Here is a 16108-nt window from a genome sequence, read left to right on the forward strand (position 1 = left end):
TCAAAAATACAATTTTAAATATAAATTTTATTTTACTTCTTGCATTAATTTTTTGATAAAAGGTGAAAGTGCTATTAAAACAACTCCTGCAATCAAAGCATAAAGTCCTAATTGATAATAGCCATCAGCATAGGTGTTTAATTTTTCTAAATTTGTCATGTTTTTAGAAGCACTTGCAATGTTTGCGCCTAATAAACCTGCGAAATATTGCCCATAAGCACTAGCTAAAAACCACATTCCCATAATAACAGCTTGTGTTTTTTGTGGGGATAATTTAGTCATGGCACTCATGCCAATTGGAGATAAACATAATTCACCAAATGTAATTACAAACCATCCAAATGTAAATAAATCTAAGGAAGTCTTGCCATCAGGGCCTGCTAAAAACTTGGTATAATAAAACACCCAAAATCCACCTGCTAAAAACAAAAAAGCAAGTCCAAATTTAAGTATGGTATTAGGTTCAAACTTTTTCTTTGCCATCCACAACCAAACCATACCCACTAATGCTGCAAATACAATTACAAAAAATGAATTTGCTGAATTGTTTACACCATTTGGGTCTAAAGTGATTCCTAAAACAGTATTGTTTAAATTCTCAGCTGCAAAATCGCTTAATGAACCTCCACTTTGCTCAAAAAATGCCCAAAAGACTACTGAAAATAACATAAAAATAACTGCAGCAATTAATTTTTTATTTTCTGCTATTGAGAAACCCCGCATTTCATAAGCCAGATATAGTAAAGAAAATGGGCCAATTGTATACATAAAATAATCTGTATAAACGGTATTAGAAACCATTACTATGATTATTGGAATGATTAAAATAGAACCCAAATAAGTAGCCCATTCATAAATTCTTCTTTTACCTGATTCAATATGTTGTAAAGGAGACAACCCGATGGTTCCTAGACTTTTTTGAGTTTGTGTAAACGTTAATAGACTTATTACCATAACCACAGCTGCTAATCCAAAAGCAATATTCCATTCTAAACCTTTTGGAATGATAGAAGCTAACATTTCTCTTTTTCCAACAGCAATACAAACATAACCTCCAATTAAAGCACCTAAATTAACTCCGGCATAAAATAACGAAAAACCAGCATCAGTTCTTGAATCTCCTTCTTTGTATAGTTTCCCTACCATTGAAGAAATGTTGGGTTTAAAAAAACCTGTACCAACAATGGTAAAACTTACCCCAATAAAAAACATTGATTTAGGATCGATAGCTAAAATTAAACTTCCTAGTATCATTAATAATCCGCCCCAAAAAAGGGATTTCCTGAATCCAAATATTTTATCAGCAAACAGCCCTCCAATAAAAGTGAATGCATATACCCATGCTTGCGTGGCACCATATTGAAGATTTGCAGTTTCTTTGTCCATTAGTAAATGATGAACCATATAGAAATAAAGCATTCCTCGCATGCCATAAAAACAAAAACGCTCCCACATTTCACTAAAGAATAAATACCACAACTGTTTTGGGTATTTCCCTTTAAAATTTTGAATTTGTTCTATTGATTGATTGTTTTCCATTAGTTTATACCTCTTTCTTTCATTACGGCATTCAATTTTTTTAATAACGCAAACATTAATAGTGTTGCAAATAACAACAAGCCAAAATTCACCCAAAAGAAATCTGCTTTATTATCATAGGAATCCCACATAGAAGCCAAAACTCCCGATAATTTATTACCAATAGATGTGGCTAAAAACCAGCCTCCCATCATTAATGAAGTAATATTTACTGGACTTAATTTTGAAACTACTGATAATCCCATTGGAGAAAGAAGTAATTCGCCTATAGTAATTACACCATAATTAGCAAACAACCACAATACACTTACTTTTTCTGAACCGTTATTCCCTGCTTTCACTGCCAAAACCATAACAAGTACAGACAAAGCAGAAATTAATAATCCAAAAGCAATTTTTGTAGGTGTAGAAGGTTCTTTCTTTCTACTTCTCAAAAACGTAAAAAAAGCTACTATTAATGGTGTTAAAACGATTACCCAAAACGGATTAATTGACTGGCTCAAATTTGACGCCCAAACGGATATTTTAGCACCTTCTTTGGGTAATTTTTCAGCATTGACATTTCTAAAATACAATGGATAATCGACTTCTTTTAGCACCTCTCCATTTTCTTTTTGAATTCTAAATGCATCATCATAAACGGCGACAGAATCCTTTTTATATTCTAATTCTTTTGTCAAATAAATTTTATCCGTAACTGTTTTTGAGATTCCAGTAACTTCTCTATCAGTATATTTATCTCCCCAATTATTTAATGCCGAACCATTTAATTTAAATACCGCCCAAAATAAAATTACAACCGCAAAAATTGCTAACAAAGCACCAATAGGTCGTTTTTCATCTTCTTTAGCACGGAAATACAAGCTCGAATAGAATAAGACCACGGGAATACATGCAAAAATAAACGCATCTGTACTATCTGAACCAAAAATAAACGCATCTGGGTTTGCATCCGAAGCAATACCTTTGATTAGCCAACCAATTACTCCAAAAATAACGGATGGAACCAAAATAAAAAGTACAATTTTTGAAAAAGGCATATCATGAGGCTGTACTCCTTTTTTATCTGTCTTATCGCCATAGTGTTTTGTTCCTAAAACAAAAACTAGTACGCCTATAAACATACCTACTCCTGCTACCATAAAAGCAGCTGTCCAACCAAATAAATTTTCAAATACAGCCCCAAAAAAATTACATATAAATGCGCCTACATTAATACCCATATAAAAAATATTGTAGCCTTCATCTTTTTGGTTTTTATACTTCTCTTCCGAATAGAAATTTCCTAATAACGTAGAAATATTGGGTTTAAAAAACCCATTTCCTACAATAACTAATGTCATAGCAACATATAAAATAGATTTATCATGAATTCCCATCATTAAATACCCTACTCCCATCATTAAACCACCAATAACTATTGATTTTTTATAGCCCCAATAGCGATCGGCTATTAAACCCCCAACAAAAGGTGTTAAAAAAACCAAAGCAATAAACGTTCCATATAAATCTGACGCTTCTTTTTCGGTCATTGCAAAACCTGTTTCTACATCTTTAAGGTATAAGGTAAAAATTCCAATCATTAAATAATACCCGAAACGTTCCCACATTTCAGACAAAAACAAAAAAGGCAATGCTTTAGGATGATTTTTCCACATAGTTGTTTACTTTAAAATTAAAAAAGCCAGAAACTAAATGTTTCTGGCTTGAAAGATATAAAAAATAATTTTATTTTGAGTTAGCTTAACCCATTCATCATTTTCTTTAAACGCGGAGATAATAACGCTAAAATAATGGCTGCAATACCACAAAGCACTACAAACACCATAAAGAATTCATATAAATTATGAATTTCAAAGCCTGCAAATGAAGTGTTTGCAATAGGTAATTGCTCTTTTTCAAATAATGCAAGTTGTTCGGTAGTTAGTGTAACTTTTTTATCTAAAACATCTTGAAGATTAAATCCTAATTTTTCTGCTTTTTGAAATTTATCACCTGTTGCAGGAATAATTGCCCCTAAGGAACCCGCCAAAGCATAGCCTGCCGCATTTGAGATGAAGAATACCCCATATAATAATGAAGCAAAACGTTTAGGCGCTAATTTACCCACCAATGATAAGCCTATAGGTGATAAACAAAGCTCACCCATCGTTTGGATTAAGTATAACAGCATTAACCATTTAATGGCTAATAACCCTGAGTTGCCTAAATCTTTCACATTATGTGCAATGATGAAATAACTCAACGCAATTAAAGCTAAACCTATAGCTTGTTTTAAAGGCGAAACAGGTTCTTTTCCTTTTGCTCTAAGTTTATCCCATAACAAACTAAAAGGTAAAGCTAAGGCTACAACAAACAAACCATTGAAAATTTGAACCATTGATGGTGGCATATTCCAACCAAAAATATGACGATCCGTTTGGTTATCAGCAATGAAAGTTAACGAAGACCCGGCTTGCTCAAAAGCTGCCCAGAAAAATATAATAAAAAAAGAAACAATGTAGATTACCCAAATACGTTGTCTTTCCACTTTATTTTCGGCTGAACTCATAATTAAATAAGCTAATGAAATACCGGCAGCATAGATAAACGGATAAATAATTCCTTTAATAAGTTTACCCATTTCTACAGCAGTAAAGCCAAATTCGCCTACTAAAACATATCTAAAAACAAAAAATAATGCTGCAAATATAACTACAGCAATCCCTATAGCTTTAGATGTAAACTTAGCTGTTTGTGTTTCACCTTCTTCAAAATCGTCGCCATCATTATTTTTTGGCAAACCACCAATCGGTCTTCCTTCTGGAGTTACAACATATTTATTTTTTAAAAACAAAAATAATACTGTACCTATTATCATTGCTATTGAAGCCGCTAAAAAGCCCCATTTAAAAGCATAAATATCTCTTACACCTGCTGCATCTTTTACATCACCTACGTAAGGACAAATAAATTGGCCTAAAAAAGCACCAATATTAATTCCCATATAAAAAATGGTAAAAGCAGAATCCAATTTACTTTTTTCTTGTTTTGGGTATAAACTACCCACCATTGATGAAATATTTGGTTTAAAGAAACCATTACCAAAGATGATGATGAATAAAGCAATCCACATAAATAATTTAGCACTACTAATACTAGAATCAAAAATAGATGCACTTATGAAAAGTAAAAACTGACCAATAGCCATCAAAGTACCACCAAAAAGTATACTATATCTATTACCAATATATTTATCTGAAATAAAACCTCCTAAAAGTGGCGTCAAATAACACAAGGCTAAAAAACCTCCATAAATAATGGCTGCATCGGCTTCTTTGATTAACAATGAATTTACCATAAATAAGGTTAAGATTGCTCGCATTCCATAGAAATTGAATCGCTCCCACATTTCGGTTCCAAATAACACCCATAATCCTTTTGGATGTCTTTGTTTAACAGTTGTTTCGCTCATTTTAATTATTTTTATTGGTTAGTTAGTTTTTATAATTTTTCTAAAATAAAATTTGTCATTTTAGTGTACAATTGTAATCTTGTTTTTCCACCATAAATACCATGGTTTTTATCTGGATAAATTGCCCAATCAAATTGTTTGTTAGCCTGTACTAAAGCTTCAATCATTTTCATAGAATTTTGCACATGTACATTGTCGTCTGCTGTTCCATGAACCAACAAGAAGTTGCCTTTTAATTTGCTTACATGATTAATTGGCGAATTGTTGTCATAACCACTTGCATTTTCTTGTGGCGTTTGCATATAACGCTCAGTGTAAATACTGTCATAATACCTCCAAGAGGTTACGGGTGCAACTGCAATAGCAGTTTTAAACACGTCTGCTCCTTGGAATAAACAATTAGACGCCATGAAACCTCCATAACTCCAGCCCCAAATACCAATTCTTGAAGCATCTATATAGGTATATTTTCCAAACACTTTAGCAGCATCGATTTGATCTTCTACTTCATATTTTCCAAGTTCTTTTTGCGTGCATTTTTTAAATGCAGCGCCTTTAAATCCAGTTCCTCTACCATCTACACATGCTACAATATAGCCTTTTTGAGCCAACATAAAATACCAATAATCATTAGTTCCGTTCCATGAGTTGGCTACTTGTTGAGAACCAGGTCCAGAGTATTGAAACATTAATAAAGGATATTTTTTAGAAGCATCAAAATCTTTTGGTTTAATTATCCAAGCATTTAGCTGATGTCCTTTTTCTGTAGTTAGCGCGAAAAATTCTTTGGGAGCAACGTTGTATTTAGCTAATTTAGCTTCCACCAACTCATTGGACTGAATTTTTTTAATTTCTGCACCTGTTTTGGAATCATTTAATGAAAAATAAGGTGCTGTAGTTGCACTTGAATAGGTATTAATAAAATACTGGAAATTTGGACTAAATGTAGCATTATTAGTTCCTGTTTTTTGGCTTAATCGCGCTTTTCCTTTTCCGTCTAATTTTATAGCATAAACATCTCTATTTATAGAACCATTTTCAACAGATTGATAATAAATCATTTTGCTTTTTTCGTCAAATCCATAATAGGCCGTTACTTCCCAATTGCCTTTAGTAATTTGTTTCTTCAACTTACCTGTTGCATCATATAAATAAATATGATTAAACCCGTCTTTTTCTGAAGTCCAAATAAAACTGTTATCTTTTAAAAACGTTAAATTATCTGTTACATCAACATAAGCAGTATCTTTTTCATTGAGAACAATTTTTGTTGTACCCGTGGTTGTATCTATAAAATGAAGATCTAAATTGTTTTGATGACGATTCATCACTTGAGCACTTAATGTGTTAGCCTCGCTAGTCCATTTAATTCTAGGAATATAAAAATCTTGATAATTTCCTAAATTGATTTGTTGTGTTTTTGCTAATTTCACATCATAAATATGTAAAGAAACATCAGCGTTTTTTTCACCTGCTTTTGGGTATTTGAATACACTTTGTGTAGGGTATAATCCTTCATTGTATAAATCCATTGAAAATTCGGGTACTTGTGATTCATCAAAACGAATGAAGGCTAATTTTGTACCGTCAGCATTCCAGTCAAATGCTTTTACAAAAGCAAATTCTTCTTCATAAACCCAATCTGTAATTCCATTAATAATTGCGTTTCTTTTTCCGTCTGTTGTAATTTGAGTATGTTTAGTAGTTGCTAAATCACATACATATAAATTATTTTCAAAAGCATACGCTACCTTAGTGCCATCGGGTGAAAAGGTAGGTTCTTGGATAGCTTTATCTGAAAACTGAGTTAATTTCTTCGTTGCAATATCATACAAGTAATAAATAGCAGTAAACGAATGTCTAAAAATAGGACTTGTATTTGTAGCTAAAAGCATTTTTTGTTCTTTAGCATCAAACGTATAACTATCAATACCTTCGAGTTCTTTATGATTTTTTGTATCAATCAACGTAGCTACTTTATTTAATGTGGCGTAATCATACAGATCTATTTGCATGCTTTTTGTTGCTCTATCAAAATTTAAAACAGTATACTGATTGGTATTTTTCATGGCTTGTAATTCATCCATGCCTTTTGTTCTAAAAGCACCTCCCCAAATTTCTTCAAGGGTCAATTTTTGTTGTGCTACTACTGATAATGAGGTAAATACTACTAAGAATAGATATTTAATTGCTGATTTCATGATATTTATTTAAAAAAACATCCAATTTTAAGGAAAATTTATCAATTGGCAATGAAAAATATACGTTTTGTGATTTTTTAGTATTAATTGATTTTATTAAAACGACTTGTCAATACTATTTTTTACCTTTGTCTTTCAATATAGATACATATGCAAAAGGAAATTAGTTTTTCTAAGTTAACCAAAGAAGATAAAATCAACTGGATTACATCTACTTATTTTTCAAATCCAGATGAAGCAAAAAGGGTGCTAAAACAATATTGGAACAACGAAGAAGCACTACAAAAACTTCACGATGAATTTATTGAAAATACGCTAACTAATTATTATCTGCCATTGGGTGTTGCTCCTAATTTTTCCATTAATGGAAAAAATTACACACTACCAATGGCGATAGAGGAAAGTTCAGTTGTAGCAGCGGCGAGTAAAGCGGCAAAATTTTGGAATGCTCGAGGCGGATTTAAAGCTACTGTATTAGGTACTGAAAAAATTGGGCAAGTACATTTTATCTATAAAGGAGACAAAAGTAAATTGCAAAATTATTTTAATTTTATAAAACCCGCTTTGTTTTCTGATACAGCTAACATTACAAAAAATATGCAAAAACGAGGTGGCGGAATCAAATCGCTTACCTTGGTTGATAAAACTGCTGAACTAGAAAATTACTATCAAATTCATGCAACTTTTGAAACAAAAGATAGTATGGGAGCTAATTTTATTAATTCCTGTTTAGAACAATTTGCCAAAACATTTAAATCTAATGCCACAGCATATAGCCCTTTTTCTCCACTAGAAAGTGACATTTTAATTGTGATGAGCATTTTGAGTAATTTTGTGCCAGATTGTGTTGTAAGAGCCGAAGTATCCTGTCCTGTTTCAGAATTGAATGAAGATAAAAATATATCGCCCGAATTATTTGCAGAAAAATTTGTTACTGCTGTAAAAATTGCCGAAATTGAACCTTACAGAGCCGTTACGCACAATAAAGGTATAATGAATGGTGTTGATGCTGTTGTATTGGCTACCGGAAATGATTTTAGAGCTGTAGAAGCAGGTGTTCATGCGTATGCAAGTAAAAATGGAACGTATAGCAGTTTATCTCATGCAAAAATTGAAAACGGCATCTTTACTTTTTGGTTAGATATTCCTTTAGCATTAGGAACAGTTGGCGGCTTAACGAGTCTGCATCCATTAGTTAAATTTTCTTTAGAAATGCTTGGAAACCCTTCTGCAGAAGAATTAATGAAAATTGTTGCCGTTGCTGGATTAGCTCAAAATTTTGCTGCCCTTCGTTCATTAACCACTTCGGGTATTCAACAAGGGCATATGAAAATGCATTTGAATAACATTTTGAATCAACACCAAGCTACGAAAGAAGAAAAAGAAAAAGTTATGGCCTATTTTGCAGATCAAACTGTATCACATAATTTAGTAGTTGATTATTTAGAACGTTTAAGAGCTAGCAAATAAATGCTAAAAGTAAACAAACAGCAAACGCTCATGGACTTTGATGACAAACAAACTTTTTATTCTAACGGAAAACTATTAATCACTGGTGAATATCTAGTATTAAACGGCGCTTTGGCTTTGGCTTTGCCTACAAAATTTGGGCAATATTTACATGTTTCCTCTATAAAAGAACAGATAATTATTTGGAAGAGTTATGATGCAGACGGAAGTTGTTGGTTTGAAACCAGTCTTACTTTTAATGATATTGTAGCAAAAAGAAAATTTGAAGAAGATGCCATAAAAAAAACCTTAGTTGAAATTTTACACTACGCATACAAACAAAATCCAACTTTTCTTGAAAAAACTGGTTTTGAAATAAAAACAACACTTACGTTTCCAAGAAATTGGGGATTAGGAACTTCCTCCACTTTAATTAACAATATTGCTCAATGGTTACAAATCGACCCCTTTACCTTATTACGAGAAAGTTTTGGCGGGAGTGGATATGACATTGCTTGTGCGCAAAACAACATGGGCTTACTTTATCAATTAGTAGAAGAAAAACCAAGTGTTAAACCCTTTATATTTCGTCCTATTTTTACTAAAAATATCTTTTTTGTTTACCTAAACCGAAAACAAAATAGTCGTCATGCTATTCAAAATTTCATAAATAAGCAGACTTTTTTGGAACAAGAAACAAAAGCTGTTTCAACTATTTCGGAAGAACTTACACAACACATTTCATTTGAACGCTTTTGTTATTTACTTGAAAAACACGAAGTTTTATTAAGTACAATTTTAGAATTACCTACGACAAAAGAACGCTTATTTGCAGACTTTAATGGGGTAATAAAAAGTTTAGGCGCATGGGGTGGCGACTTTATTTTAGTAGCTTCAAAAGAGAATCCAACAATTTATTTTAAGGAAAAAGGTTATCATACGATTTTAAACTACAACGAAATGATACGTTAAAAATATCCTAGTCAACAACATTACCTTTAAGATATAATACCGTAAAAACAGGATTTGTATTTGACTCCACTACTATTGAATTTTTAATTTTTCCAATTTTCTCCTTAGATGCAACAAACTTAACTTTTAATTCAACTTTATCATTAGGATTAATAATTGAATCGCTTAATTTTGCCACCGTACAACCACACGATGTCTTTATATTTTTTATTATCAAATTTGTAGTTGATATATTTTTAATTTTAAAAACTTTACTAACGCTTTCATTCGAGTGAATTGTACCAAAATTAATTTCTTTTTGTACTTCAATAATAGCGCTTTCTTCTACTTCTTTACATGATAGAAGTAAAACTAAACCCAACATTAAACTTAGAATTTTATTTCTCATTTTGGACTAAATCATAAATATTGTTATACGTTTCTACCCTACTTGTATTCAAACTTCCAAAATATTTTATTTTTCCATCTTTGGAAACAATCATATAATGTGGAAATGTATTAAATTTTAATTGCTTTAAAATCTCTTTAGATGCAAAAAAATTTTTAAACCCATATTTTTTAACCAATTTGTGCCCCATCATTCTATTTGGCTTTGAATCATCTACATTAACTGAAAAAACTTCAACTTCCTTATCGTTCTTATAATAATTATAAACTTTTTGAAATTCTGGAAATGCTTCGATACAATAACCACAGGAATTTGACCAGAGATCGATTATCAATATTTTATTGCAATTATTGACGTTTTTTACTTTACCCTCAATATCTTCAATTTTTAATATTGGTAACTTAGAACCAACTATTTCATATTCATGTAATTTTGAAAAATAATAATTGTTTATATTTCTAAAATTAAGGCTTAGTATAACATATAGTACAACATAAGTAATTGTAATACTTTTTTTATTTTTAAATATGTACAATAGTATAGCGAAAATAGATGAAATTGTATAAATTAAAACTAATTGTATTCCTATAAAACCAGAATTGCTAACAAAAAAAGAATTTATACCTAATCCAAAAAATATAATTGAAAAAATAAAAATAAAAATCCATCCATAAAATTTGAATGGATTTTTAGTAAGTAAATAATAACTCAATGCAAAGTTTACGATGCCAACAATGTAAAACCTAAATTCAAATTTAAGTAATCCTATTGCAAGATTAAAAAGAAACGAAACAAAACAAATTGTTAAAAATATTTTTTTACTCATAAGTAACATTAAGATTTAATACTTTTTTTAACAAATGTAATTGTATAATTTAAACAATCATATTGCACAAAGATGTGTATACAAAAAACCTTTTTTCTTCGTTTATATATTTATGCCTATTTTTGAAACATGTATAAATATGTAGTCGCTTTTTTTCTTTTTTGTTTTAGTATTTCTACTAGTTATAGTCAGGAAAAAACGGCTACACGAAAAACAAAAAAACTACTTTATACTTCAAAAGAAATTTTGGTGGACTCCTTACCTATTTTTAGTCCCTCTTTAAAAATTTATACTTCAAAAAAACAAGTTGTTGATAGCTCCTATTATTTTTTTGACACAGCAAAAAACACGCTCTTGTTTAAGAAACCGATTCAGGACACACTAGAAATAACCTATTTTAATTTGCCCGATTTCTTAACGAAAACGTATACAATTTATGATGACAAAAAAATTGTTCCCAATGAAGCTGGAAAATTACTCACATTAGAAGAAAAAAAACCAATTAAAAGCACACCTCTCTTTAATGGTTTACAAACAAATGGTAGCATTTCAAGAGCTGTGACTGTTGGAAATAATCAAAACACGGTATTAAATTCTAATTTAGATTTACAAATTTCTGGAAAACTATCCAATGATGTAACACTAAGAGCCTCTATACAAGACAGTAATATTCCATTACAAGAAGGAGGTTATTCGCAAAAATTAGATGAGTTTGATCAAATTTTCATTGAATTAGCAGCTAAAAATTGGGGTATTAGAGCAGGTGATTTATTCTTAGAAAACAGACAAAGTTCGTTTTTAAATTTTAACAAAAAGGTACAGGGCCTCAATGCTAAATTCAGTTGGGGCAACACACAACAACAAACCACAGCAAACCTTGCAGCTGCATTAGTAAGAGGACAGTATGCTAAAAGTAATTTTATTGGCCAAGAAGGTAATCAAGGACCTTATAAACTTAGGGGTACAAATGGCGAATTGTATGTACTTGTAATATCTGGCTCTGAAAGAGTGTATGTTAATGGAATACTTTTAGAACGAGGTGAAAATAAAGATTATATCATCGATTACAATGCAGGCGAAATTATTTTTAATGCTACAAAACCCATTACTTCAGAAATGCGAATTATTGTAGAATACCAATATTCTGATAGAAATTTTACTCGTTTTTTAACTTATGGTGGCCTACAACATGAAAGAAATGCTTTTAAAATTGGCTCCTATATATACACAGAAAGTGATGTTAAAAATCAGCCTTTACAACAATCCTTATCGCAGGAACAAATTCAGGTTTTGCAAAATGCTGGCGATGACGCTTCTCTAATGAATGCCCCTTCTGCCTATATAGATAGTTATTCTGAAAACAAAATATTGTATCGCAAAACAACGGTTGGAAGTACCGAAGTATTTCAATTTTCTACAGATGCCACACAAACGTTGTATAATGTAAAGTTTTCATTTGTAGGTGCTAACCAAGGAAATTATGTGTTGATAAGTACCAATGCTATTGGAAAAATTTATGAATATGTGACGCCTATATCTGGCGTTCCTCAAGGAAATTATGAACCCATCATTCGATTAATTGCTCCAACTAAACTACAAATTGCTACAATTATGAGTAGCTACAATCCTTCTGAAAAAACTAATATTGAAGCAGAAGTAGCTACAAGTACATATGACAAAAATTTATACTCATCAATAAACGATTCTGACAACAAAGGTATTGCAGGAAAATTTAAAGTTAAACAACGATTATTTTCAAAAAATTGTATTATAGATGCGTTTACGTCATTGTATTATGTTCAACAAAATTTTAAACCTATAGAACGCCTTTACAATATTGAATTTGCAAGAGATTGGAACATTTTAAATCCTATGGGGAACCAATTACTACTTAATGGAGGCGTTGATTTTAGTTCACACACAACTAGAAAATGGTTACTGAAAGGTAATTATAATTTTGAAAAATTGATGTACACCCAAACCTTTTCAGGGAATAAACATAATTTTCAAACTATTATCAAAAAAAGCGGTTTTGTTTTTCAAACTAACGGAAGTGCGATGAAAAGTAGCAGTAATTTAAATGAAACTAATTTTGTAAGAAACCAAACCACATCCAAATACCATTGGAAAAAAAATTATATTGGTGGAAACTTCAGATATGAATACAATAAAGATTTTAATAGTGCCACTCAAAATTTAACAACCCATACACAACGTTTTTCAGAATTTGGAAATTTTATTGGAAGAGGGGATTCGACCAAAATTTTTACCGAAGTAGGTTACTTGATTAGAACGAATGATAGTTTAAAAAACAATGCTTTAGAACGTGTTAATCAATCATTTTCAACCTATTTAAATGCACAATTATTTAAAACAGATACAAGAAGCTTGCGTGTATTTTTAAATTATAGAAATTTAAAATTTACAAATGGCACAAAAAACCAACCTTCGTTCAATAGTAGAATTTCTTATACAGATAGTTATTTTAAACAATTGATTCAGAACACTACTTTTTACGAAACTTCATCAGGAACCATTGCGCAACAAGAATTTACCTATTTAGAAGTCGATGCGGGCCGTGGCATTTACATGTGGAATGATTATAACGGAAATGGCATTCAAGAATTACAAGAATTTGAAATTGCTACTTTCCCTGATTTAGCCAAATACGTGAAACTATTTTTACCCAATCAGGTATTTGTCAATACGTTTCAAAACCGTTTAAGTCAATCTCTTTCTTTTAATGGTGCCGTTTGGCAAAATGCCTCAGGGATTAAAAAATTAGCTTCAAAATTTTATAACCAAATGGCTTTTATTGTTGATAAGAAAGTGAAGCGTATAGGCAATGCTTTTGAATGGAATCCATTTACATATAATGAAAACGAACTAATTGGATTGAATCAATCGTTTAGAAATAGCTTATTTTATAACAAAGGTAAGCAACGACATGCCGTTACCTACAATTACACCTCAAACGCTGTAAAAAACTTATTAAACTTTAGCAACCAAAAAAATCATTTACGCGCACATCAAATCCAATATGCACATTTAGTAAAAAAATTCTGGTTGTTACAATTTATTGCTGGAAGTGGAAATTCAGAAAGCAAGTCGGATAACTATGCGAGTAGAAATTTTGAACTCCACACATTAGATTGGCAACCCAAAGTAAGTTTTTTATTTTCAAAAAATGCAAGTTGGGAAATATTTTATAAAAATAGTACAAAAAACAATACTATTGGAAACTTAGAATCCTTAAAGCAACAACAATTTGGAACACATTTTATTTGGAATAGTTCAAAAGGCCTCACAAGTAATGGAAGTATTATATATTACAATAACGATTTTAAGGGGAATGCTACATCTCCCGTTGGATTTCAGCTATTAGAAGGATTACAGGCAGGAAAAAATACAACTTGGCAAGTAAGTTTACAAAAAAGCATGACACAATATTTAGATATATCAATAAACTACCAAGGAAGAAAAGCAACGAATAGCCCTGCTATACATACAGGAACTATTCAATTGCGCGCGTTTTTTTAGAACGTTGTACTTATTTGAATACCTAATCCCGTACTTGGTGGAACAAATCTACACACACCACCTGCACAAACTAATCCACCTCGTTGTCTTCCATAATTCAATGCAATTCTAGTGCTCCCTTTTTTATATGCTGTTCCAAAATTATAAAAATGAATATCAAATAAATCTATTTCGCTTATTGTATGCGTATTCGAATCAAACCCATAATTAAACATGTCTGTGGCAAAGAAAGACCATTTTTCGTTATGGTTATATTCTAAAGAACCTCCTAACCAATTTTTTCTATCTGCATCAGCCCACATATGTTCTGCTGCTATTGTAAACGATTTTGCCCGAGGCAATACAACAGTTGCTTCAGCAAACAGAATGTTTGATTTTACTAATGATTTTTGAAAAATGCCTCTTATATATTGATCGTTATAATATTGATTGATATAGGTAATATTTCCTTTTACTTTTGAGCTCAATTTTTTAGTTATTTCGATACTATAATCTGAAAAATACTTTTGACTTGATCCTAATATATTCGTATTATAATTAGGTGCATATTCGCCATTAGAATTATAATAGGCATACGTTCCTTTTAAATTATACCAAGAAGATGCATTAACTGCTAATTTAGTTCCATACTTGCCACCAAGTGGGGATCCTTTTTTAAACTCGTAAAATAAGTCTATTTGTCCGCCTATTTCTCCAAATTTTTGTATTTGCTCATCATATTGCATAGCGGTTTTACCTTGCGCTTGGTACACATAAATGTTAGCTAAATTAGAATGATGTTGTTTTGTTAAACTAGGAATATAGTTCATTAATTTATCATTATAATTTAAACTTGTATTTTCTGGCGAATAAACTTCTAATTGACGCTCTGAAAGGAAAAACATATTCTCTATTCGTCTCAAATTAGCATCCAGGCCAAATCCTTTTTGTGAATAACCTAAATTTACTAAAAAAGCATTACCTGGTTTTACAAAATTATAATTAAGATTATTCCCTTGTAGAATCGCGTCTTTAGATTTTAAATCATGCTCAACATTTACATAAAAATTATTTTTTTCAAAACCGATTCTATTTGAGACTACTGCTGTGTTTTCACTAAAATTTGTAATCCCAGCTGGTAATTTATCATTTCTATTTACGTAACTAAATCCATAATTTAATTCGAAAGAAGTGAAGTCAAATAATTGAGCTACATTCATTTCTGCATTAAAACCAATGGTAGTGCCTTTAGTAACTTCAAATCCAGAACGTTGTTTTCCATATAAAGCGGTTAACGTTATAGATTCGAATGGTTTGTAAATAATTCTTCCTCCTCGAAGCGCATTATTTATACCCAAGGAACGATCTTCCCAACTCCTTAAAGCTAAACCGCTCCCAAATTGCTCATAAAAATGACCTATATTAATTTCTAATTTTGTTGATTTATACCGTGCATAATATGTTCCGAAATTAGTTTTAGAAAATTTAGGATTATAATTTAATAACGCTTCATTTGTATAAGATTCTACTTGAGTGCCAATAGTAAATTTACCATAATTCAAATTGAGCAATAAATAATTATTTGATCGTAGCGGAATCGAGTTGTGTTGAATACCTCTATTTACATCATTTGTATACCATTGTCCATTTCCTTCATAACTTCCAGATAATTTTAATTTTGATTTTATAGTATCTTTATCTTGTGCATGTAATGCTATACCAAATAGAAATGTTGTTAAAATGAGATATTTTTTCATATG

The 16108-nt window shown here is 31.0% G+C and carries 10 protein-coding genes; 3 read left to right on the forward strand and 7 right to left on the reverse strand.

Features of this window, described 5'->3' with window-relative positions:
* Positions 1-27 precede the first annotated feature (27 nt).
* The 4 genes from RF683_RS09340 to RF683_RS09355 form a co-directional block, all read right to left on the reverse strand.
* Positions 28-1539, reverse strand: a complete 1512-nt coding sequence (locus RF683_RS09340) for a peptide MFS transporter (protein WP_309532018.1) — start codon at positions 1537-1539, stop codon at positions 28-30.
* Complete coding sequence (locus tag RF683_RS09345; protein WP_309532019.1) at positions 1539-3197, reverse strand: peptide MFS transporter; 1659 nt, start codon at positions 3195-3197, stop codon at positions 1539-1541. Before RF683_RS09345 ends, RF683_RS09340 begins: the two co-directional genes overlap by 1 nt.
* 80 nt (positions 3198-3277) lie before the next feature.
* Positions 3278-4993, reverse strand: coding sequence for a peptide MFS transporter (locus RF683_RS09350; protein ID WP_309532020.1), 1716 nt, complete (start codon positions 4991-4993; stop codon positions 3278-3280).
* A 29-nt stretch (positions 4994-5022) separates the two neighbouring features.
* On the reverse strand, positions 5023-7194 hold the full coding sequence (locus tag RF683_RS09355; protein WP_309532021.1) for a S9 family peptidase: 2172 nt from the start codon (positions 7192-7194) through the stop codon (positions 5023-5025).
* 150 nt (positions 7195-7344) lie between these two features.
* Between RF683_RS09355 and RF683_RS09360 the strand changes: the two genes are divergently transcribed.
* Both RF683_RS09360 and RF683_RS09365 read left to right on the forward strand, forming a co-directional pair.
* Positions 7345-8664 carry a hydroxymethylglutaryl-CoA reductase, degradative gene (locus tag RF683_RS09360; protein ID WP_309532022.1) on the forward strand — a complete coding sequence of 440 codons (1320 nt, stop codon included), beginning with the start codon at positions 7345-7347 and terminating at the stop codon, positions 8662-8664.
* A complete protein-coding gene (locus RF683_RS09365) occupies positions 8665-9615 on the forward strand; it encodes a GYDIA family GHMP kinase (RefSeq protein ID WP_309532023.1) in 951 nt (316 codons plus the stop codon).
* Positions 9616-9622: 7 nt separating this feature from the next.
* On the opposite strand, the gene RF683_RS09370 is transcribed toward RF683_RS09365, so the two are convergent.
* A complete protein-coding gene (locus RF683_RS09370; protein ID WP_309532024.1) occupies positions 9623-10003 on the reverse strand; it encodes a DUF1573 domain-containing protein in 381 nt (126 codons plus the stop codon).
* Positions 9993-10538 carry a TlpA family protein disulfide reductase gene (locus RF683_RS09375; protein ID WP_309532025.1) on the reverse strand — a complete coding sequence of 182 codons (546 nt, stop codon included), beginning with the start codon at positions 10536-10538 and terminating at the stop codon, positions 9993-9995. Before RF683_RS09375 ends, RF683_RS09370 begins: the two co-directional genes overlap by 11 nt.
* 420 nt (positions 10539-10958) lie before the next feature.
* Between RF683_RS09375 and RF683_RS09380 the strand changes: the two genes are divergently transcribed.
* Positions 10959-14369 (forward strand): hypothetical protein, encoded by a 3411-nt coding sequence (locus RF683_RS09380; RefSeq protein ID WP_309532026.1) that lies wholly within the window; start codon positions 10959-10961, stop codon positions 14367-14369.
* Here the strand turns inward: RF683_RS09380 and RF683_RS09385 are convergent.
* Positions 14366-16105, reverse strand: coding sequence for a DUF6029 family protein (locus tag RF683_RS09385; RefSeq protein ID WP_309532027.1), 1740 nt, complete (start codon positions 16103-16105; stop codon positions 14366-14368). The genes RF683_RS09380 and RF683_RS09385 overlap by 4 nt on opposite strands.
* Positions 16106-16108 lie beyond the last annotated feature (3 nt).

The sequence above is a fragment of the Flavobacterium sp. 20NA77.7 genome (assembly GCF_031326205.1).
GTDB classification, from domain to species: domain Bacteria; phylum Bacteroidota; class Bacteroidia; order Flavobacteriales; family Flavobacteriaceae; genus Flavobacterium; species Flavobacterium nakdongensis.